General features: G+C 53.3%; 23 protein-coding genes and 1 other annotated feature. Of the genes, 1 reads left to right on the plus strand and 22 read right to left on the minus strand.

Annotated elements, in window-relative coordinates:
• Positions 1 to 3: 3 nt before the first annotated feature.
• From thrC to ACE99V_RS04680, 3 genes are read right to left on the minus strand one after another with little or no spacing between them, the layout of a single operon-like run.
• Entirely contained in the window at positions 4 to 1104 is a 1101-nt protein-coding gene (gene thrC / locus ACE99V_RS04670; protein ID WP_400489871.1) for a threonine synthase, read from the minus strand.
• A complete protein-coding gene (locus ACE99V_RS04675; RefSeq protein WP_400489872.1) occupies positions 1101 to 2408 on the minus strand; it encodes a homoserine dehydrogenase in 1308 nt (435 codons plus the stop codon). Before ACE99V_RS04675 ends, thrC begins: the two co-directional genes overlap by 4 nt.
• Positions 2409 to 2435: 27 nt before the next feature.
• The gene (locus ACE99V_RS04680; protein WP_400489873.1) at positions 2436 to 2879 is read right to left on the minus strand and encodes an ACT domain-containing protein; all 444 of its coding nucleotides are present in this window, start codon (positions 2877 to 2879) and stop codon (positions 2436 to 2438) included.
• 151 nt (positions 2880 to 3030) lie between these two features.
• Here ACE99V_RS04680 and ACE99V_RS04685 point away from each other — a divergent pair, with 151 nt between their 5' ends.
• Positions 3031 to 3183, plus strand: coding sequence for a hypothetical protein (locus ACE99V_RS04685; RefSeq protein ID WP_400489874.1), 153 nt, complete (start codon positions 3031 to 3033; stop codon positions 3181 to 3183).
• A 199-nt stretch (positions 3184 to 3382) separates the two neighbouring features.
• Here the strand turns inward: ACE99V_RS04685 and ACE99V_RS04690 are convergent, their stop codons facing one another.
• The 19 genes from ACE99V_RS04690 to radC all read right to left on the minus strand — a co-directional run bounded on the left by ACE99V_RS04690 (position 3383) and on the right by radC (position 20863).
• The gene (locus ACE99V_RS04690; RefSeq protein ID WP_400489875.1) at positions 3383 to 4660 is read right to left on the minus strand and encodes a DUF5666 domain-containing protein; all 1278 of its coding nucleotides are present in this window, start codon (positions 4658 to 4660) and stop codon (positions 3383 to 3385) included.
• 195 nt (positions 4661 to 4855) lie between these two features.
• Positions 4856 to 6133 (minus strand): GTPase ObgE, encoded by a 1278-nt coding sequence (gene obgE, locus ACE99V_RS04695; protein WP_400489876.1) that lies wholly within the window; start codon positions 6131 to 6133, stop codon positions 4856 to 4858.
• Between the two features lie 4 nt (positions 6134 to 6137).
• Positions 6138 to 6731 carry a Spo0B C-terminal domain-containing protein gene (locus ACE99V_RS04700; protein WP_400489877.1) on the minus strand — a complete coding sequence of 198 codons (594 nt, stop codon included), beginning with the start codon at positions 6729 to 6731 and terminating at the stop codon, positions 6138 to 6140.
• A 141-nt stretch (positions 6732 to 6872) separates the two neighbouring features.
• The gene (gene rpmA, locus ACE99V_RS04705; protein WP_400489906.1) at positions 6873 to 7166 is read right to left on the minus strand and encodes a 50S ribosomal protein L27; all 294 of its coding nucleotides are present in this window, start codon (positions 7164 to 7166) and stop codon (positions 6873 to 6875) included.
• Between the two features lie 5 nt (positions 7167 to 7171).
• Entirely contained in the window at positions 7172 to 7525 is a 354-nt protein-coding gene (locus tag ACE99V_RS04710; protein ID WP_400489878.1) for a ribosomal-processing cysteine protease Prp, read from the minus strand.
• Between the two features lie 12 nt (positions 7526 to 7537).
• The gene (gene rplU / locus ACE99V_RS04715) at positions 7538 to 7849 is read right to left on the minus strand and encodes a 50S ribosomal protein L21 (RefSeq protein WP_400489879.1); all 312 of its coding nucleotides are present in this window, start codon (positions 7847 to 7849) and stop codon (positions 7538 to 7540) included.
• A gap of 10 nt (positions 7850 to 7859) precedes the next feature.
• Positions 7860 to 7941, minus strand: a sequence feature (ribosomal protein L21 leader region).
• 49 nt (positions 7942 to 7990) lie between these two features.
• Positions 7991 to 9487 carry an Rne/Rng family ribonuclease gene (locus ACE99V_RS04720; RefSeq protein ID WP_400489880.1) on the minus strand — a complete coding sequence of 499 codons (1497 nt, stop codon included), beginning with the start codon at positions 9485 to 9487 and terminating at the stop codon, positions 7991 to 7993.
• A 111-nt stretch (positions 9488 to 9598) separates the two neighbouring features.
• Positions 9599 to 10435 (minus strand): M50 family metallopeptidase, encoded by an 837-nt coding sequence (locus ACE99V_RS04725; protein ID WP_400489881.1) that lies wholly within the window; start codon positions 10433 to 10435, stop codon positions 9599 to 9601.
• Complete coding sequence (locus ACE99V_RS04730; protein ID WP_400489882.1) at positions 10428 to 11204, minus strand: peptidoglycan DD-metalloendopeptidase family protein; 777 nt, start codon at positions 11202 to 11204, stop codon at positions 10428 to 10430. The genes ACE99V_RS04725 and ACE99V_RS04730 overlap by 8 nt, the downstream gene beginning before the upstream one ends.
• Before the next feature lie 304 nt (positions 11205 to 11508).
• Positions 11509 to 11709 (minus strand): cold-shock protein, encoded by a 201-nt coding sequence (locus ACE99V_RS04735; protein WP_400489883.1) that lies wholly within the window; start codon positions 11707 to 11709, stop codon positions 11509 to 11511.
• Positions 11710 to 11972: 263 nt separating this feature from the next.
• Positions 11973 to 13103: a rod shape-determining protein RodA gene (gene rodA / locus ACE99V_RS04740; protein ID WP_400489884.1), complete on the minus strand. Its 1131-nt coding sequence runs from the start codon at positions 13101 to 13103 to the stop codon at positions 11973 to 11975.
• A gap of 129 nt (positions 13104 to 13232) precedes the next feature.
• The gene (gene minD, locus ACE99V_RS04745; protein WP_400489885.1) at positions 13233 to 14027 is read right to left on the minus strand and encodes a septum site-determining protein MinD; all 795 of its coding nucleotides are present in this window, start codon (positions 14025 to 14027) and stop codon (positions 13233 to 13235) included.
• Positions 14006 to 14311 (minus strand): hypothetical protein, encoded by a 306-nt coding sequence (locus ACE99V_RS04750; RefSeq protein WP_420998222.1) that lies wholly within the window; start codon positions 14309 to 14311, stop codon positions 14006 to 14008. Before ACE99V_RS04750 ends, minD begins: the two co-directional genes overlap by 22 nt.
• A gap of 10 nt (positions 14312 to 14321) precedes the next feature.
• A complete protein-coding gene (gene minC, locus ACE99V_RS04755; RefSeq protein ID WP_491624836.1) occupies positions 14322 to 14993 on the minus strand; it encodes a septum site-determining protein MinC in 672 nt (223 codons plus the stop codon).
• An 80-nt stretch (positions 14994 to 15073) separates the two neighbouring features.
• On the minus strand, positions 15074 to 17518 hold the full coding sequence (locus tag ACE99V_RS04760; protein WP_400489887.1) for a peptidoglycan D,D-transpeptidase FtsI family protein: 2445 nt from the start codon (positions 17516 to 17518) through the stop codon (positions 15074 to 15076).
• A 57-nt stretch (positions 17519 to 17575) separates the two neighbouring features.
• Entirely contained in the window at positions 17576 to 18100 is a 525-nt protein-coding gene (gene mreD, locus ACE99V_RS04765) for a rod shape-determining protein MreD (protein WP_400489888.1), read from the minus strand.
• Positions 18100 to 19074: a rod shape-determining protein MreC gene (mreC, locus tag ACE99V_RS04770; protein ID WP_400489889.1), complete on the minus strand. Its 975-nt coding sequence runs from the start codon at positions 19072 to 19074 to the stop codon at positions 18100 to 18102. The genes mreD and mreC overlap by 1 nt, the downstream gene beginning before the upstream one ends.
• 14 nt (positions 19075 to 19088) lie before the next feature.
• Positions 19089 to 20132, minus strand: a complete 1044-nt coding sequence (locus ACE99V_RS04775) for a rod shape-determining protein (RefSeq protein ID WP_400489890.1) — start codon at positions 20130 to 20132, stop codon at positions 19089 to 19091.
• 32 nt (positions 20133 to 20164) lie between these two features.
• On the minus strand, positions 20165 to 20863 hold the full coding sequence (radC, locus tag ACE99V_RS04780) for a RadC family protein (RefSeq protein WP_400489891.1): 699 nt from the start codon (positions 20861 to 20863) through the stop codon (positions 20165 to 20167).
• Positions 20864 to 20878 lie beyond the last annotated feature (15 nt).

Genomic DNA, 20878 nt, shown 5'->3' on the forward strand with positions numbered 1-20878 from the left:
ATGTCACTCACCTGCTTTTTTTTCCTTAATCAGCGCCATTACGGCCTCACGGGTCGCGGGTACGGCACGCGGCTCCTCTCCAACCAGTTTCAGCGCGACGTTTGGATCCTTCAGTCCGTTACCGGTCAGCACGCAGGCGATAACGGCCCCGTCCGCCAAACGCCCTGCTTTTCGCAGCTTGACAACTCCAGCCAGCGAGGCAGCAGAAGCCGGTTCGCAGAAGATTCCTTCGTTTTTGGCCAGCAACTGGTACGCCTCTACTATCTCCTCATCCGTAACGCTGTCCACCAATCCTCCCGATTCGCGGATGGCGTTCAGCGCCCCTTCCTTGCTTGCCGGGTTGCCAATCCGGATTGCCGTCGCGATCGTCTCCGGATTGGGCACAGGCTCTCCATGGACAAGCGGTGCAGCTCCGGCGGCCTGGAAGCCGTACATCAGCGGCAGCTTGTCAATCCGTCCGGCTTTGTTGTACTCCTTGAACCCTTTCCAATAGGCGGTGATGTTCCCCGCATTGCCGACCGGAATGGCCAGGATGTCGGGCGCTTGGCCCAAAGCGTCGCAGATCTCAAAGGACGCTGTCTTTTGGCCTTCGATCCGGTAAGGGTTCACCGAGTTGACCAAAGTGATCGGTTCTTGCGCGGTAATGTCCCGAACAATTCGCAGCGCCTCGTCAAAGTTGCCGTCGATTGCGATCACTTCCGCACCGTAGGCAATCGCCTGGGCCAGCTTGCCCAGCGCGATGTTTCCGCTCGGGATCAGTACGATGCAGCGGAGGCCCGCCCGTGCGGCGTAGGCTGCTGCCGCTGCCGAAGTGTTGCCCGTGGAAGCGCACATGATCGTTTTGCTTCCTTCTTCCATCGCTTTGGCCACGGCCATTACCATGCCGCGATCCTTAAATGATCCGGTCGGGTTCAACCCTTCGTATTTGAAATACAGTTCCACTCCCAGCTGCCTGGACAGCGACGGTGCGTGGATCAAGGGAGTGTTGCCCTCATGCAGGCTCAATTCCGGGGTCTTTTCCGACACCGGTAAAAACGTGCGGTAGCGGGCGATTATTCCCGATTGGCGGCTTGCCTGGTCAACAAATTGGGTATTTTTGCTCATTCGGAATCTCCTCCCTCTACACGGTAGCAGCTTTTCACTTCATGAACGATTTCCATTTCCTGCATGTGCTTGAGCACGTTTTCCATATCGCATTTGGCTGCCAGGTGCGTCACCAGGATGATTTCCGCCTGCGTGCCGCCGTTGTACGGCTGCTGCAACACCTGCACAAGCGAAATGTTTTTGTCTGCCAAAAGCTGGGTAATTTGCGCCAGTACGCCGCGTTTGTCAGCGACAATGATGCGCAGGAAGTACTTGGAGAACTTTTCGCTGTCTTCTTTCAGGATTTTTTCTTTATACGGTGCGACCATGCCGCGTCCGCTTACACCCAGCTTCATGTTCTTTACCACGGTTACGAGGTCGGACACGACCGCGGTCGCCGTCGGCAGTTCCCCGGCTCCCGGACCGTAAAACATCGTTTCTCCCACGGCTTCCCCATGTACATATACGGCGTTGAACACGCCGTTGACCGATGCGAGCGGATGGGATTTCGGCAGCATGGTGGGCTGCACGCTCACCTCAATCGCCTCGCCGTCCCGTCTGGCAATCCCGAGCAACTTCACCTCATAGCCCAGCTTTTTGCCGTAGGCGATGTCCTCCTTGGATACCTGGCTGATGCCTTTTACGTCCACATCCTCCAGTTTCATCGGGACCCGGAAGCCCAGCGTCGCCAGAATCGCCATCTTGCGTGCTGCGTCGAAGCCCTCGACATCCGAGGTCGGATCTGCTTCCGCGTAACCGAGTGCCTGCGCCTCTTTCAGCACTTCTCCGTAGTCGGCGCCTTCCTGGCTCATTTTCGTCAGAATGTAGTTGGTCGTGCCGTTGACAATCCCCATCATTTTGGTGATGCGGTCGGAGGAGAAGCCTTCCACCAGGGCTCTCAGGATGGGGATGCCGCCAGCCACGCTCGCTTCGTAAAAGACATCGCAGCCTTTCTCCTGTGCCTTTTGCAGAATTTCTCCGCCGTGCAGCGCCATCAGGTCCTTGTTGGCCGTCACCACGTGCTTGCCGCGCTCCAGAGCAGCCAGGATGTACTCCTTGGCCGGTGAGATCCCCCCGATGACTTCGACGATGATGTCAATTTCCGGATCGTCCAGCAGATCGTTCGGGTTAGAGGTTATGATGTGTTTCATGGAATCAATGCTGCGCGATTTCCCCGGATCCTGGACCAGAATCTTATGTACCTCGATTCCGAGTCCGGTCTGCTTTTGCAAATCCTCCTGATGTCCCTGAATGATGCGCACCACACCCGTGCCTACCGTACCGAATCCCATCAATCCCACTTTTGCCGTTTGTTTCTTCTCCATCTCTCTTTCCTCCCATTAGTCAGCGTTCTATCCGCGTCCCACGATCATCGCTTTGCGCACGCCGTTTATTTCCTGCAATCCATCCAAAAACTCCGTGCTTGAGACTTTCAAATTCGCCATGTCCACGGACATGGAGATGTTGGCAATTCCCTGCAGCGGAATGGTTTGGTTGATTGTCAGTACGTTTCCTCCCTGCTCTGCCACGTATTGCAGCACCTTGGAAAGAAAGCCGGAGCGGTGTTCCAAGGTAAACGTGATCGTCATGATGTTTTCCCTCATCATGGCGTTGAACGGGAAAATGCTGTCCTTGTATTTGTAAAAAGCGCTGCGGCTTAAACCGACGCGCTCCACCGCCTCGTTTACCGTATCGACTTCACCGGATTCAAGCAGCTTTTTCGCTTCAATAGTTTTGGCGATTGATTCCGGCAGAATATCGGAACGGATCAGGTAAAATTTTTCTTCTCGTTTCATTTGTCCTCCTGAAGTAAACACGTGTTCATTCAATGGGGACATTATATCGAATGTTTCTCCTTGTGACAATCCTTCTCCGCTATTTTTTTACATGGATCCGCTTCCGTTTGTTCAGACTAGTAAAGATTCAGAAAAAAGCGAGGTGAAAAACATGGCAGGACGCGGCAAAGCAGACAAATCGGAGCGCCGTAACAACCATCCCCCGGGTAAGCCGAGTGATCTCGATCAGTTCGGGGACAAAATGAAAGGAAAAAAGATGGCGCAATCTCCCCATATTACGGAAGACCCGAGCGGTAACGGGTAAACATTACCTAAGAAAACCCACCCGGCATTCGCTATTCTCACCCCACTCGGTGGTAGCTATCGCTGAGCCGAGTGGGGTCCCTTTTTTCGCCGGGCGGGGCCCCGAACCCTTTTCTAGCGGCTGTATGGGATGTCCAAATTGATAAATTCTATACACCAAAAAAGAGGCATCCACCATCATGGCGGGATGCCTCCACTTGTCAGTCGTCCTCATTCTCCACTTTCAATTCTTGGGCGATCAGGACGCCTTCTTCCCAGGTTCCTTCTGCCTCTACCTTATCTCCAACCTGGATTTCGGCAAAGCTGAAGTTTTCTTGTTTTTCCGCTTTGATTTTGGTCGCTTCCGTCACCTGAATGGTCTTGCCGTGGATCGTCAGCGTCATGGCAAAAGCATCGATGGCTTCAACCCTGCCTTCCACTTCGCCTTCTTTCTTCTCGTCGTCATCTTCCTCGTCGTCTTCCTCTTTGACCTTAATCTTCAGTGCAAGCCACGTCTCGCCCTGCTGCATCGCCTTCACTTCCACCTGCGTACCAACCACAAGATCCGCCAAAGTCAACGCTTGATCATCCTGCTTGATCCTGGTGTCGTCCGTTACCGTAATGACTTGTCCGTTCAAGGTAATGGTTCCGGCCGTCACGTCGACAACTTCGATGGAACCTTCCCATTTCACCGGTTCCCGCTGAATGCTGACCACTTTTGCCGTTATCACGTCTCCTGTTTTTTGACCGGTTGCCACTACCTTGTCACCCGGCAGGACTTCTTCCAGGGTCGCTTCTTCTCCGTTCAAACGAAGTTTCGCGTCATCTGCCACAACAACCTTCACATCGTCGAGGAGGATCGTCCTTGCTTCCAGATCAACGGAGGCTACGGTTCCCTTCACGACGGTCCCGCTGCGCTTCACCTTTATGGATGACGCCTGAAGCACCTCTCCCTTGAGGTAGCCTGACACGCTCACCTGATCGCCCTGAAGCAGATCAGCCAGCGTGCCTTTCTCCCCTTTCCATTTCCACGCGGTCTTCTCCGTCACTTGAACGGTTTTTCCCGCAGCGGTAAAGGTCTGGGCTTCTAAATCAATCGACTCCACCTTTCCATTCACGCTTCCCTTTTTCTTGGATACATGAATGGAGATAGCCTTCTGCATTTCTTCCGCCGCCATGTACTCCACCTTGACGGAATCGCCTTCCCAAACGTCAGCCAGCGTCGGATTTTTCCATCCCGGCAGCTTTAATTTGGTTTTCTGGTCCACAACAAGTTCAAGCGGTTGTCCCTTTGCATCCAGTGTCAATTTGCCGGCAGCTTCATCCACTGCCGTTACCGTTCCGCTCGCCTTTGCTTTCTTGGCTTTCACCGGCTTGTCAGGCTTCGGTTTCCCTGATTGCTCCTTTGCCGTCTGAACCGGCTGCGCTTTGGCCTGGATCACGGGGATCCACGTAAAGAGCATGAGAAAAACAAGTGTAAACGAAAGCCATTTTTTCACTGAGCAAGCACCCCTCTCGGAAAAAGTAACGGAAAAAGCTTCCGTCCTTTCTTCTATCGACTTGTCCCTGCCGATTTTGTAGCGGCAATATACAAATCCGCAAAAAATGGTCACTTTTTCCTATTTCCCTTCCCACGCAAAAAACCGCCTCCCCTTACACAAGGAGGCGGTTTTGACAAGATTGATGATAAATCATCACTCCACGAATTCAAACTCGAAATCGCCGATTCGGACGGTGTCTCCGTCCTTTGCACCACGCTTGCGCAGCGCTTCGTCGACACCCATGTTGCGCATCAAGCGGGCAAACCGCTGAATGGAATCGTAACTGTTTAAATTCGTCATGCGAACAAGCTTTTCAATTTTTTCACCGCTGACAACAAAGACATCGTCCTCTTTGGAAATCTCAAAGGGAATCGGCTCCGGCTCAGCGCGGAAGACGACGCGTTCTTCCACCTCGGCCACTTCCTCGACGGTCGGTTTTTCCGGGATGGTTTCCAGCAGATCGGCAACTGCGTACATAAGCTCCTGCACGCCCTGTTTCGTCGCTGCCGAAATTTCATACACCTTGATATCAGGCACTTTTTCCTTAAAGCGCTGCAGGTTTTCCCGGGCTTGCGGCAGATCCATCTTGTTGGCGGCTACGATCTGCGGGCGCTCTTCCAGCTTGATGTTGTACAGCTTCAATTCTTCGTTGATCTGTCTAAAATCTTCATACGGATCCCGTCCGTCCACTGCCGCCATGTCGATCACGTGAATAATCAGGCGAGTACGTTCCACGTGGCGCAGGAACTGATGTCCCAAACCTACCCCTTCATGCGCTCCTTCAATAAGGCCAGGCAAGTCCGCCATGACAAAGCTGCGCTCGCCCAGATCCACCACGCCCAGATTTGGTGTCAGGGTCGTAAAGTGGTATTCCGCAATCTTTGGTTTGGCAGCCGTAACGCTTGCCAGCAATGTGGATTTGCCCACGCTCGGATAGCCAACCAATCCTACGTCAGCAATCAGTTTTAACTCCAGGGTAACGTTGCGCTCCTGTCCCGGCTCGCCGTTTTCCGCAATCTCCGGAGCCGGGTTTGCGGAAGTGGCAAAACGGATGTTTCCTCGTCCCCCGCGTCCTCCCTTGGCAATCACAGCCCGCTGACCGTGCTCCACCAGGTCGGCAATGATTTCTCCGGTATCGGTATCGTAGACGGTTGTCCCCGGGGGAACGCGGACGATCAGATCTTCCGCACCGGCTCCATGCATGCTCTTGTTGCGTCCGTTTTCACCACGGGGAGCCTTGAAATGACGCTGATAGCGGAAGTCGACAAGGGTACGCAATCCCTCATCCACGACGAACACAACGTCGCCGCCCCGTCCGCCGTCTCCCCCTGCCGGACCGCCCAGGGGGACGTATTTCTCACGTCGGAACGAGACTGCGCCGTTACCGCCGTCACCGCCCTTGACATAAATTTTTACCTGATCGACAAACATGGTGTCACCTCTTTCTTTCCACCACTGGAACCACTACTTCCAGTACCCATTCCTCGTTCGTATGTATCCATTCGGCGACGTCCATCGCATGCTGCTTGCTGCTATGTACCAGTTTTTCCACTTCTTCCAAACCGGATGCACGCAGTCCTCCCGCAAGGTCAAATCGGAAGTGAATGCCCCGTTCATCGGCGAACAAAGAAACAAGCATGCTGGCCGGCTCATACTCATGCCTGTTCACATGCTCTTTTACTGACAGAATCAGGTCGGTCACAAACCGGAACAGCTCCGTTTCCGTAACCGCCGCTTCCGTGAGGTCCACCTGGTTGCCAATCTCGACCTCCAGCAGCAGATCCGTGTGCAGGGCGTTGAAAGTCAGGAAGAATACGGACAAGAGCGAGCTGTTGATACGGGCAATCATGCTTTCCTGATACGTCAACTCGGTTACACGCTGGAGATATTCTACTCCTTGTTCAGGGCGTCCCAGTCTCAGGTAGCCAAGCAACACTTGAAAATGATTCAACCAGTCGTGACGCTGCTGGTTAAGCACTTTCAGCAACTGGTCTGTTTGCTGTTTAAACAGCTTTTGCTCGTCGCGCATCTTCCCCCACCCATGCATCATAATCTTTCCGAGGATGTAGTTGACCTCAGATTTTTTTCTACCGTAACTTTCATTGTACCACAGCTGTGTAAATCACATAAAGAAAACCCAGCGGTTAGGCTGGGTTTTTTTTTCAGGCATTTACGCTTGTGTTGCAACCGGTTCGATTACAACTTGCTTGCGATCGCGGCCCAGGCGCTTGAAGCGAACAATACCGTCTGCAGTTGCAAACAGTGTATCGTCGCCGCCGATGCCTACGTTCGCACCAGGGTAAATCTTTGTACCGCGTTGACGTACAAGGATATTACCGGCTTTTACGAATTGACCGTCGCCGCGCTTGGTTCCCAGGCGTTTCGCGATGGAGTCGCGGCCGTTCTTCGTGGAACCTACCCCTTTTTTGGAGGCGAAGAATTGCAGGTCCATAGTAAACAGCATTTTCATCATGAGGCACCTCCTTGCCATTTTGCATCTTTTACTGTAACATACTCGCCGTACTGTTCGGCTACAGCCAGCAGGGCAATGACCATGCTCTCTGCCAACAGCTGTTGCTTCTCATGGAGCTTGGCGTCCTCAAGCGGACGTACACTCCAGCGGAGAAACCCGCCGCCCCGCTCTGCCTGCTGAACATCGGGCGTAACACCGAGAAGAAGATGAACCGAATTCAGGGTGCCCAGACTAATCCCGGATACCGCCGAGCAAACAATATCCGAACCGGGCTCGGCCGCATAAGCGTGTCCCGAAATGGTCACTTCTTTTATACCGTTTTGCGTGCGTTCAACGACCACTTCAATCATCGCTTCACCAAATTAGGCGTTGATTTTTTCAATCACAACTTTGGTGAATGGTTGACGATGACCTTGCTTGCGACGGTAGTTTTTCTTGGCTTTGTATTTGTACACGATAATTTTTTGACCTTTACCGTGTTTTTCTACTTTACCCGTTACCGTTGCACCAGCTACAGTAGGAGCTCCTGCTGTAACCTTGCCGTCTTTGTTTACAAAGAGAACCTTGTCGAACGTAACCGTGTCACCTTCGCCAGCAGGCAATTTCTCGATGAAGATAACAGCGCCTTCTTCTACTTTGTATTGTTTTCCACCGGTTTCGATAATAGCGTACATTGTGTGCACCTCCTATACTCAGACTCGCCTGTACAGGTGCGGTATCTTGCAACACCGGCTTGGGAACCTGATTCGTGCGGTTACAGTATGCATCGAGGCATAGCTGCATGACAAACAATAGATTACCATAAAGAAACAGGCCTAGTCAAGTGATTTATTGGCAATCAAGGGGGAGCGGCGCAGCGCTTCCCGGGCGTCGCCGACGTAGAGAATGCGGTACTCCTCAAGATGCAGCTGCTCCTGCATCAGCAGGTGAATCCGTACCCCCAGTCCGCTCTCGATGCGCTCTCGCTCTGTGGCAAGGCGTTCCATCAGCCGGGGCGGCACTTCGGCCACGATCGCCTCCGCACCACTCGATTTGGCCAAGGAAGCGACCTCCTGCTCAAAACGAAGCGCCAGCTCCCCGACGGTGATCACCCTTCCCCGGCCCGCGCAGGTCGGACATGCCTCCGTCAGCCGCTCGGCGAGATTTTGCCGCACTTTTTTTCGCGTCATCTCCACCAGTCCGAGATGCGTCATGCCAAGCACGTGAGTGGGAGTCCGATCTTTGGCCGTCTCTGTGCGCAACCGCTCCAGCACTCGCTCCTGATTGGCGCGGGCTTTCATATCGATAAAATCGATGATCACGATCCCGCCAATGTCTCGAAGCCGCAGCTGACGGGCAATCTCCTCCGATGCCTCCAGATTGGTCTGGGTAACGGTCTCCTCCAGTTGGGCAGCACCTTTCCCGGTAAACTTTCCGGTGTTCACGTCGATTACCGTCATCGCGTCCGTATGGTCGATCAACAGGTACCCGCCGCTTTTGAGCGGAACCCGGCGCTTAAGCGCCTTATCGATCTCGGCATCCACACCGTACTGGTCAAAGAGGGGCCGCTTGCCTTGGTAATAGGTGAGGCGGTCCATAAAGTCAGGGTAGAGGGCGCGGACGAGTGCCTTCACCCTCTGAAAAGCAGGCTGGTGGTCCACCGTCAGCTCATCCACCTCGTCGGACAATCGTTCCCGAACCGTGCGTGCGATCAGATCGTCATCCCGGTAGATCAGACAGGGAGTCTTTTGCCGTTTCCCTTGTTCAACGGCTTCCCGCCATCGTTCACGCAGATACGAAAGCTCCCCCTCCAGCTGGTGTTCGCTCGTCCCAGCAGCCTGCGTACGGATGATTACCCCTTCCCCTTCTTTCAACAGTCGGGCTGCCAACTGCTTCAGGCGTGTTCTCTCCCGGTCGTCCTCCATTTTTCGTGAAACGGAAATCTGCGACTCCTGTGGCAGGTAAACCAGGCATCGCCCCGGCAAACCCACCTGGGTAGTGACACGCGGCGCTTTTGTCCCTGTCGCTTCCTTGATTACCTGGAAATACCGCTCCTCGCCGCTTCGAACCAGTTCCCGAATGTTTGGCTTGATGCCGTGCTGCCTGTTTGAAGAAAGCGCGTCGTCCACGTACAAATAGGCGTTTTTGCTGAGTCCGATGTCAACAAAAGCCGCCTGCATGCTGGCCAGAACATCCACAACCCGGCCGCGGTACACATTGCCGACCTGATGTTCCGTTTCTTCAGATTCATTGTACAGTTCCGTCACCCGGCCGTTTTCCCACATGACCACGCGCGTTCGATCGCCTGTGACGCTGATCAGCAGTTTCTTCAATGCCTTTTCCTCCTTGTGCCTGATCCGAGACCGCAAATACTGTTGGGTATCGTATCACAGCAGGCACAAAAAGAAAAGCGTTCCCAAACGCCGGAACGCTTAACCGTTGAGTCACACCAACTGACTAACCGAGACATTGTGCTTGTGCTCAACCAGTAGAGCGTGCAGGAGCTGCTCCTCCGACAACAGCCCGACGTCTTTAATGTAAAAGAGATGAGTGCAGCCGCGGCGCAGCTGTTGGCTTGCCTCCATCGCCGTCAAATGTGGGGCTAGCCAAACCGGACGCAGATTGGCCTGTTCCGTCTGGCGGATGTACTTGTTCATGAGAAAACGGAGAAATTGATAGGGGAAACGAAGAAAAGCCTGTATATTGGCAACCAGCAGGTACAAGGCAATCAAAAATTCATTGGGGTTTAGCGAAAAACTGCTCAGACCCAGCATCAGGGAAGCAAACAGAGAGCTTGCTCCAAGGGAAAAAAGAGCGGCCTGTCGATACGGCAGCCGATAGCAGAGCAGCGCCTGCACAATTCTCCCCCCATCCAGCGGCCATATGGGCAGCAGGTTAAAACCGGCGATCATCGCGTTGCTGGTGACAAAAAAATGAGTCCACTCTTCCGACCATATCTGAGTCCACCAAAACAAGAGCGAAACGGCCATCATGGCGATATTCATAAAGGGGCCGGCCAGGGCAACGACGATCTCATCCAGCGGGTCGGCCGCAGCGGCATCCTCCATCGTTGCCACGCCGCCGAACGGCAGCAGCTGAATCTCAGTCACGGTCCAGCCAAGTTCCCGCGCAACGGCAACGTGCCCCATTTCATGGATGATGACGATCGTAAACAAGGTGAGGATCTCGAGAAACTGACCGGTCATCAAGGAGACACCGATTACCGCCCAGAAGAGCAGGTGAACGCGTAAACGGATCCCCCGGAAACGCAGCTCAGTCAAGTGATATCACTTCCAGCGGATTGATGAACTGCTCGTTTTGCCTCACCCCCAGGTGAAGGTAGCGTGACGTGTCGTTTACCTTTCGGGCGACGCCCACCACCTGCCCCGGCTGCAGCCAGTCGTTGAGAGCAACCTGTATTTGCTCCAGATTGCCGTACCAAATCTCACGTCCCTTGGTCAAACGAACGATCACGGTACTGCCGTATCCCGGCTTCTCACCAATATACGTCACCCATCCGGTTTCCCCAACCGTGGCCTTCCCGTCAATGCCGGTATTGACTACAATTTTGGCGTTGGTCGGTTCAAACGGCTTCACCATCTTCCACGCCATTTTCCAACCGGTGGTCCCCTCGGCAGTGCTTGCCGGAACGGATTTATTCGTGGTAGAGAGCGCCGGCAGCACAGCGGGAAGTTCGCCAAACCGCGATTCGTACCAGGCAGCCGCACCTTCGAAGTTGAAGTCCCGCGTCATCACCTCGCGCGCTGACTCCTTCCACCCCGTCGGAACGAAGGAGGAATGAAACAACAGGTAGGCCACGCCGATGAGCAACACGGAGACAAATAATTGAATCCCCAGTTTCTCCTGCAAAGGCAAATGGGGAAACGGTGCGTCGTCCCGTTGCGAGGAAAACGGAAATGCCCCCGTTTGGAGATCCAGAGAATCCTTCCAATCGTCCACAAACGGAGAGTAGCCGTCCCTTGTCTGCGTGCGCAGCCGATCCATCCGCTCCCGTCTTCTCTCTTTCACGCGCTCCACTTCATCGAACATGATCAAATCCCTCCGGGCCAAGCTTTTCTACCATCTTATGACTTGTCTACCGGCAATATGACGAGCCCTTTGGGGCTTCATCGTGGCGACACTACGTCGAGTTGCATCTTGCGAAGCCACACCCAGGTCCCCGCAGGAGAGCTTTTCACCCACTCCAAACAGGTGGGGTCCCTTGCTTCGCCGGGCGGGGCCCCGAACACTTTTCTAGCGGCTGTATGGGATGTCCAAATTTATAAATTCTTATACACCCAAAAAAAGCAGTCCCCCCTGGTAGAGAGACTGCCTTCTTATTTGTCAGCTGGAATTACAGTTTTACAACGTTCGCAGCTTGCGGTCCGCGGCTGCCTTGAACGATTTCAAACTCAACCTTTTGACCTTCTTCAAGAGTTTTGAAACCGTCTGTTTGGATAGCGCTGTAGTGTACGAATACATCGTCTCCGCCTTCGACTTGGATGAAGCCGTAGCCTTTTTCTGCGTTAAACCATTTTACAGTACCTTGTTGCATGAAGAAAAACCTCCTAAACATTGCCTCGTGCAAGGCGATAAAGTGTGGCGTTAACCCGTTTTTACAAGAAGCTGTTTGCGAATTGCAAAAAAGCCGTACCAAAGCGAGATTTGATCACATGGTGACGCATCTCATCAAAGGTACGACTTATCATCCAATCCATCAAATCACTATGGGCAAGTAAAAATGGTTAACTTAGGTTGAGTGTATCATACTTTCACCAGTTTGTCACGCACTTCGCCAACCTGTCATGAAATTTCTTTTTAATCAAAACGGAGCTTGTCTTTGCGCATGCCGATGTTCAGCACGACACCGATGATCAGGAAGTTGGTTAACAGCGAGCTTCCGCCGTAGCTAATGAAGGGAAGCGGGATCCCGGTGATGGGCATGAGTTGAATCGTCATCCCGATGTTCTCAAACACCTGGAAGGTGAGCATCCCCACTACACCTGCCACGACATAGGAGCCAAACGGGTCTTTTGCTTCCATCGCAATCCGGATCATCCGGTAAATCAGGAAAAAGAAAAGAATCATCAGCAATCCTGCACCAACAAAGCCCATCTTTTCTGCGATAACCGTAAAAATGAAATCACTTTCTCCGACGGGGACCCAGCCGAAGCTGGCCTGCGTTGGCGTGTTGACCCCTTTTCCGAACAACTGTCCGGAGCCGATGGCAATCAGTGACTGTTTCAACTGAAACCCTCGGCCCATCGCTTCGAGATCAGGATTGAGCCAGTAGACGATCCGATCCCACTGGTACGGCTTGATAATCTTGAAGAAAATCTGCTGCTGGTAATGGTAAAGGAATGTCATGACTCCAAAGAACCCGCCTACGAGAGAACCGAGAATCAGCACGTGCTTCAGCCGAATCCCCCCGACGATGAGCATCGTAGCAAGCATGCCGGTGTATACGAGTGAAGTCCCCAGGTCAGGCTGAATCAAGATCAGCAGCAGGGGAACGGCGACCAGAAGACACACGGGAATCAACTGATAAAAGTGATAGAATCGATCCGGGTCGTCCGCTCGCTTCGCCAATACCCGGGCCACAGTCAGTATTGTAAACAGCTTCATTGGTTCAGACGGCTGGAACAATACGGGTCCCAAGTCGAACCAGCTGTGCGCGTTGTTTATCGCCGGCGTCTTCAATACGGCCAGCAGCAAAACGATTCCGATTCCATAGAGGACATATGCGGCCGCACTGTACAGCCGGTAGTCGAACAGCAGGGTGACAAACAGTACCACAAATCCGAAGATGTACCAAATCACCTGACGGCTGGCTGTTTCCGGTCCCGCCGCCGAACCGGAGATACCGATGTAGCTGAACATGCCCAATCCAAGGAGGATAAGTAAAATCGACCAATCTATCGTTTTTAGGTGTCGTTTTTCCAGATCCATCGTTTCTCCTCCCATCTTACTGGCAATTCTACGTCGAATCTGCTCCCCTGCGCAGCCACATCCAGGTGCCCAAGGGGTACTTGCTTCCCTGAAAAAAGAACAGGAATCATCCTGTCCTTTGCAGTCAACCTATTTTAAACCAAAGAACTTGCGAAACTTGTGAAGCATACCGGATTTCTCTTCCAGCGGCTGCAGCGGCACCGATTCGCCCAGAAGGCGGCGCGCGATGTTACGGTATGCGATGGAGGCACGCGACTCGTGGTTCATGACCGCCGGTTCCCCCATATTTGCCGACTTGATGACATATTCATCATCCGGTACAACACCGACCAAGTCAATGGCTAACAAATCCAATATGTCTTCCACGTCCAGCATGTCACCGTTTTTCACCATGTGGGAGCGTACGCGGTTGATTACCAGTTTCGGCATTCCCACTTTTTCCCGCTCCAAGAGACCGATAATCCGGTCGGCGTCGCGAACAGCCGCTTTTTCAGGGGTCGTGACGACAATCGCCTGATCGGCCCCGGCCACTGCATTGCGAAAGCCCTGTTCAATTCCAGCCGGACAGTCAATAATAACGTAGTCAAATTCCCGCTTCAATTGGGTCACGATCTCTTCCATTTGTTTGGGTGAAACGGCCGATTTGTCTTTTGTTTGGGCGGCCGGCAACAGGGAGAGTGTTTCAAACCGCTTGTCCTTGATCAAAGCTTGCGGCAGGCGGCAGGCACCTTCGGCGACGTCAACCAGATCGTAAATGATACGGTTTTCCAGTCCCATCACAACGTCCAGATTACGTAAGCCGATATCCGTATCTACCATGCACACCTTTTGCCCAAGCAGTGCAAGAGCCGTTCCGATATTAGCCGATGTGGTGGTTTTTCCCACGCCGCCTTTTCCTGATGTTACGACAATTCCAATTCCCACGTCCGTTCCTCCTTCATCGTGGCGACACTACGTCGAGTTGCACCTTTGCGAAGCCACACCCAGGTCCCCGCAGGGGGCTTCATCGTGGCGACACTACGTCGAGTTGCACCTTTGCGAAGCCACACCCAGGTCCCCGCAGGGGGCTTCATCGTGGCGACACTGCGTCGAGTTGCACCTTTGCGAAGCCACACCCAGGTCCCCGCAGGGGGCTTCATCGTGGCGACACTACGTCGAGTTGCACCTTTGCGAAGCCGCACCCAGGTCCCCGCCGGTGTTTCGCTCATATCCCTCGCCTCAGGCCTTTTTCTCGCCAAGCTCCGGCCTGATCCGCGACAGGTAATTCATCTTGGCCACGAGCATGTTGCCGTTATCCAAATAGGCGAACTCCGTGGCTCCCGTCGTCTCCGCCCATTCTTCTCCCGGTCTGCTGATGACGTCTCCGATCCGCAGTTGGGTAGGGCGCATGGATGCAGCAGCGATGATCGCTTGTGCATCTCCTTTCATACCTGCGTGCGCGATACCCCTCAGATTTCCCAACACATAGATACTTCCGGTCGTGCGAACCGTTCCTCCCGGATTGACATCTCCCAACAACAGGATGTCACCGTCAAACTCCAACACCTGACCGGAACGAACGGTATGCACTTCTATGGCGAAGCTGGACTTGAGGCGTTCGGCAAAAGCCTCTTCCTTGGTGATGACATCCGCTTCAATCGTGTGAATCACCAGGTTTCCTTTTTGCCGGATAATCTGTGTCAACTGTTCCTGCTGATCCGGGGAACAGTAACGTTTTCCCAATTTAATGGATACGCGAATCAGCGGACCCGTTAAAATCTGTTGATGGCTATGCTCTATTTTTTCACGCAAATCGGTCAGCAGCTCATCAAACGAACAGGTATCGTCCATAAAAAAGACAAGCCCGTCCTTTGTTCCTTTAATTGTGACCTTGTTTTTCACAGTCGTCACCGGTTTCACCTCGACCGATACCATTCGCCACCAAAAGGAAAGAATCCTGCATTACATGAAAAATTTGCCGAATCCAGTCGTTAATTCTTTGCCGTTGGCCGAACAGGGCCTGCAGGGGCTGCAGGAGTAAGAGTCCCGGGATACAGCTCGTTGTACGCTTCCAGCATCTTGCGGGCAATTCCTCCGGTCGCATCGGAACTTGAAGTGCCATCGCGCAAACTGTTGGGCGCTACAATGACAAATACCACTTTGGGATTCTCGTAAGGTGCGAACCCTACCATCAAAGCATTTTCTGCCCTCCGTCCAGTCTGTGCCGTACCAGTTTTGGCAGCTACCGTAAACGGCAGTCCCTGAAACGCTCGTACAGCTGTACCGCCAGGCTGGGTTACCATCCGCATCCCTTCCTTTACAACCTGAATCCATTTGGGATCAATGTCCACGCGGTTCAACACTTCCGGTTCGATGACGGTCAGTGTTTGACCCGGTTTTTTCGGATCGGTCGATCCTCTGCGGATTTCCTTCACCAGATGAGGGCGAATGCGATAGCCGCCGTTGGCAATCGTCGAGATGTATTGACCGATTTGAATCGGCGTAAACAGGTCATACTGTCCGATAAACGCATCGGCCAGGTTTCCGTAATACAGATTAGGGTTTTCCCATCCGGAGCTTTCAAACGGCAGGTCAATGCCTGTTTTTACCCCAAGCCCGAACTGCGCATTGTAATAGTCAAGAACGGAAAACTGGTCCGACCAGTGGTTCTTCGCACGATCAGCCAGGCGAACCGCCATTTCGTACATATACGTGTTGTTGGAAACCTGAATGGCCCGACGAGCGTTTACCGCGCCATGGCCGCTCGGTTTCCAGTTCCGCTTGTATGCATTCCCCACTTTGCGTCCACCGGAATCGAAAATCACTTCGTTGGGATTGGTCAGACCCTCTTGAAGCGCGATGAGGACGGACAGCGGTTTGTATGTGGAAGCAGGCGGATACGGCGTATGAATGAACCGGTTCGCTTCGTTCGGCAAGATATCCTTTTTCCATACCTGGTTGAATTTTTTCCGGTCATAGTACAGGTTCAGATCGTAATCCGGGTAACTGGCCATGGCCAAAATTTCCCCGTTGTTGGGATCCATCACAAGGGCATGAACATCCTTAAATTCTGGGGGCGTGGACGGTTTCTTTTTGTGCTCCTCGAACTGTTCCTTTAAGATTTGCTCGACTCTGCTTTGAAAGCGCCTGTCTAGCGCAAGCACCAGATCGTTACCAGGCTCTGCGGGTTGACGCATCTTTTTTTCCACGGTCTCTGAGTTTTTATTGACCTGGACCTCCATAACACCGTCTTTGCCCCGCAGATAACGCTCGTAGTAACGCTCCAATCCGGACTCCCCGACGCGGTCAAAGGCGTTGTATCCCTGTGCCTCGTACTCTTTCAGCTGTTCAGGACGAATCGCGTTGATGTAACCGAGAATATGAGTGGCAAAAGGCGAGCCATCGGGATCCGGTTTGATTTCCCGGATCGGTTCCAGCACGACGCTAATGCCAGGCAGCTCCGTGCGCCGCTCCTCGATTTTGAACATCTCTTCCTGCGAGATGTTCACTTTTACCCGGCGCGGGATGTAACTGGCCATGTGGGAAGAGCGCATCTCTTTCAGGATGGAGAGCTTGTGCCATTGGAACTGGCGCTGCTGTTCCGTCAGCGGCAAAGCCACATCAATCCCGAACAGGGAAGCGTAACGAAGCAGATCCATATCCGATTTTTCCTTCAGCTCGGCGGGAGAAGGCAGCAGACGCAGCTGTGCCTTCACTTCCTTTTCCAGATCGTCGCGGTCTTCCTTCTCCAGCGTAATCTTCAGATTCAGGTTCGCGTCAATGGCGGATTTCAGCAATTCCATGTCGGACATGTCGTCCAGAGCAATTGGTTTCCCCGTCGCCTTCAGCGTATTTTTCAGGCTGTTTATGACGTTTTCCCGGTCCTTGTTTTCAAACGGAGAACGCACCCGCAGTCCGACGTAGAGTGCTGTCTTGATCAACTGGAAATCGGTCATTCCATCAATGGCTTCCAGCTTGGGCAACTGTTGAAGTTTGGGAGTGACGGCGGCGATCAGCGCTTCTGTTTCTTTCGGACCAAAAGAAACCGGCAATGTAGACTGCAGGTCGATCGTGGTTTGCAAAAGCTCCTTGTCGGTACCCGGCTTTACATCGTCCATCGTCAGAATCCGGGCCAGCCTGTCGGCAACTTGCTCCTCGTCAATTTCCTGCCCCTGTTCTTCCACGTACGTTACCGTATAGACCGGTTTGTTGGCGACAAGCACCTCACCGTTGCGGTCCACGATGCGTCCGCGCGGCGCTGCGATGGGCAGTTCACGAGTGCTGAATTTTTCCAGCTCGTGCTTGTATTGCTCCCCTTCCACCAGCTGTACGTAGGCGAGGCGCAAGATAATGGCGGCAAAAAACAGGAACACGACAAAGAACAAGATATTTAATCTCGTGGGAATATGAGATTGTTGCTCTTTGTTTTCTCCCACGACTCCTCTCCTCCTTTTCACCGTTATCCGTGATCTGACTGGTCCAACGCACTCCGTTTAATCAAGCGGCATTTCCCGCTTGTTTTGCACCGCTTCACACAACCGCACCATCGGCAAGTAAATTAGACAGGCAAATAACACATTAACCCCGACAGTGGGGAGAATTTGATTTTTCAAGATCCATTGTACATCAAGATAAGCGGATGAGAACAAACGGAATAAACTGTAAAGCAGCCATTCATGTCCGAACAGGATGAGAGTGGTGGTAACGAACAACATGCCGACACTGCGCTGGAATAAAAGTACGATCAGACCGGCAAAATAGCTGGCTACCATCATTGACAAGGCGTACACGCCGATCGCTTGACCGTAGAGCACGTCTTGTAAGAAGCCGAAGGCCATTCCGTAGTACAAGCCTTCCCGCCTGCCGAGCAGCATGGCAACCAGAATCGCCCCGACAAGTACAAAGCGGGGTACTGTCAACCAGGACAGACCCCATGAAGCAGGCGACAACACTTGTAAAACGGTTCCTTCCAACAAAAACAGGAGCAACAGCGTAGCCGTCAACACGAAGCGCGGCATCAGTGACCACCTCCATTTGCCGCTGGCGCTGTGCCAGCAGGCCCGCTAACGGGCGGGATCGAAGCTGCCGGTTGGCTGAATTGCTGATTGGGAATCAGCTCACCGCTTGGGGAGATGGAAAAGGCGCGTTCCACCACCATCACTTCGCTCAGCTGGGAAAAGTCGGCGCTGGGCTGTATGTAGGCCGTCTGCGTCAACCCGTAATCATCCGGTGCCACGCGGACGACATAGCCAATGGGCAGGTTGCGCGGAATCACACCGCCCAATCCGGAGGTAATCACCAGTTGTTTTGCTTCAATTTTCTGTCCCCAAGGAATTTTTCGCATGATCAAGAGACGCTCCCTCGGGTCGTACTCCTCAATGACGCCGGAGATGGTTGGATACGTCTTGACGCCATTGACCGTCTGTTCAGCCAGGATGTAGGCGGAAATATGATTGCTGCGGTTGTAGTTGGTCAACAGCTCCACAGTGGCGGAGAAGTTGGCCACGCTTTGAACCCGACCGATCAAGCCTTTGGCGGTCATGACAGCCATGTCTTTCTTGATTCCGTTCTTCAAGCCTTTGTCGATGGTAATGGTGTTATTCCAATTGTCAGAACTTCTCGCCACCACCTCGGCGAAGCGAAATTGATAGTCGTGGAGATTGGTTTGAGCATGCAGCATCTCACGGAGTCTCTGGTTCTGCGCTTTGACCGAGTACAGCTCCGCCGTAACCTGCGCGTACTGGTCAAGGCTGGCTTTCAGTGCGCGATTCTCCTGGTAGACGTTGTAGGCGTCCCCAATCTCCTGCAAAAAATGGGAAAAAGCCTGGGCAGGGCGGTAAAAAATGCCCTGCACCACGCTAAACGCATCTTTAAAAAACATTTCTGGCCACGTCAGATTTGCCCTCTCCCGCGAAGTGAAGCCAACCACCGAGATGAGGAAAACAAGTCCCACGAGCACGATTATTAGCCGTTTGTTCCCGAAGAACGACATGCCTCAACCTCCAACTATTTGCCCCGTTTCGATCGGGAAGAGGTAATTCCGTGCTTGGATTTAAACAGGTGAAGGTTTTCCAAGGCGCGGCCCGTACCGATTGCGACACAATCAAGCGCGTTTTCCGCCACGTGAACAGGCATTCCAGTCTCCTTGGCAAGCAAGCGGTCCAGGTTGCGCAGCAAGGCGCCGCCGCCTGTAAGCACGATCCCGCGGTCCATGATGTCGGCCGCCAACTCCGGCGGGCTCTTCTCCAGCGTCACTTTTACCGCTTCGACAATGGAAGCAACCGTTTCCGCGAGTGCCTCGGCAATCTCTGCACTGGTTACAGTCAGGGTTTTCGGCAGTCCGGTAACCAAATCGCGGCCGCGGATTTCCACTGCTTCCGACTCTTCCGGTGCAATGGCGGAACCGATTTCCAGCTTCAGTGTCTCCGCTGTCCGCTCCCCGATCATCAGATTGTAACGGCGTTTGATGTACTGCATAATCGCCTCGTCCATCTCATCACCGGCGACACGGATGGAACGGGAGGTAACAATACCCCCGAGGGAGATAATCGCTACTTCCGTCGTACCGCCGCCGATGTCGACCACCATGCTGCCGGTCGGCTCCCACACAGGGAGGTCGGCGCCGATCGCTGCCGCAAAGGGCTCCTCGATGGTATACGCTTCCTTCGCACCTGCTTGTTTGGTCGCATCCTCAACGGCGCGTTTCTCTACCGCAGTAATTCCCGACGGCACGCAGACCATGACGTTGGGACGACGGGTGAACATGCCCTGGTTCTTTTGCGCTTGGCGAATGAAGTACCGCATCATTGTCGCTGTAGTGTCAAAGTCGGCAATCACACCATCCTTCATTGGACGCACAGCCACGATGTTGCCGGGGGTACGGCCGATCATGCTTTTGGCCGCGTTCCCTACAGCCTCAATGGTATTGGTATCTGTGCGAATGGCAACCACGGACGGCTCCCGCACAACGATTCCTTTTCCTTTTACATACACAAGTGTATTGGCAGTGCCAAGGTCAATCCCCATGTCACGAGAAAATCCACCAAACATAAACAAACCCCTTCCGTATTTTCCAGTTCCAATTACATGTAGCCCTGTTCTTTCAAACTCACGTATTTGCCATCTCCGATAATGATGTGGTCGAGCAGGGAAATGCCGACCAACTCACCTGCTTCGCGGAGCGTTCGCGTGATGGCAATATCTTCGCGGCTGGGCGTCGGATCGCCGCTTGGATGGTTATGAAGGCAGATTAACGATGCACTGCTGCGTTTGATCGCTTCCTTATACACTTCCCGAGGGTGAACGATCGATGCATCAAGACTGCCTACAAAAACGGTTTGTTTCCCAATTACGTGATTTTTTGTATTGAGAAACAAGCAGACAAAGTGTTCCTGCGTCAGGTGACTCATTTCCGGTATCATCAACTCCGCCACATCACGGGGCAGTCGAACAACGGTACGCTGCTCGTGGGTGGAGCTAACCACCCTTCGCCCCAGTTCAAAGGCGGCGTGAAGTTCGATTGCCTTTACCTGTCCGATTCCCTTCAGCTTGGTCAGCTCAGCATGAGAGGCTTGTGCCAGGCCGCGCAAATCCCCAAATGCAGCCAGCAAGCGCTGAGCCAATTCGTAGGACGTCTCCTGTTCCGTTCCGGTTCGCAGCATAATGGAAAGCAACTCCGCATCCGCCAGTTGTACAGCCCCTAGTCGAAGCAGGCGCTCCCGCGGACGGTCATAGTAAGGGACGTTTTTCTTGTGCAAATTGTTACAAGCTTTTACTGCCAATTTATCCCGCCTCCA

The sequence above is a fragment of the Brevibacillus soli genome (genome assembly GCF_044759095.2).
Lineage (GTDB): Bacteria > Bacillota > Bacilli > Brevibacillales > Brevibacillaceae > JBIYSM02.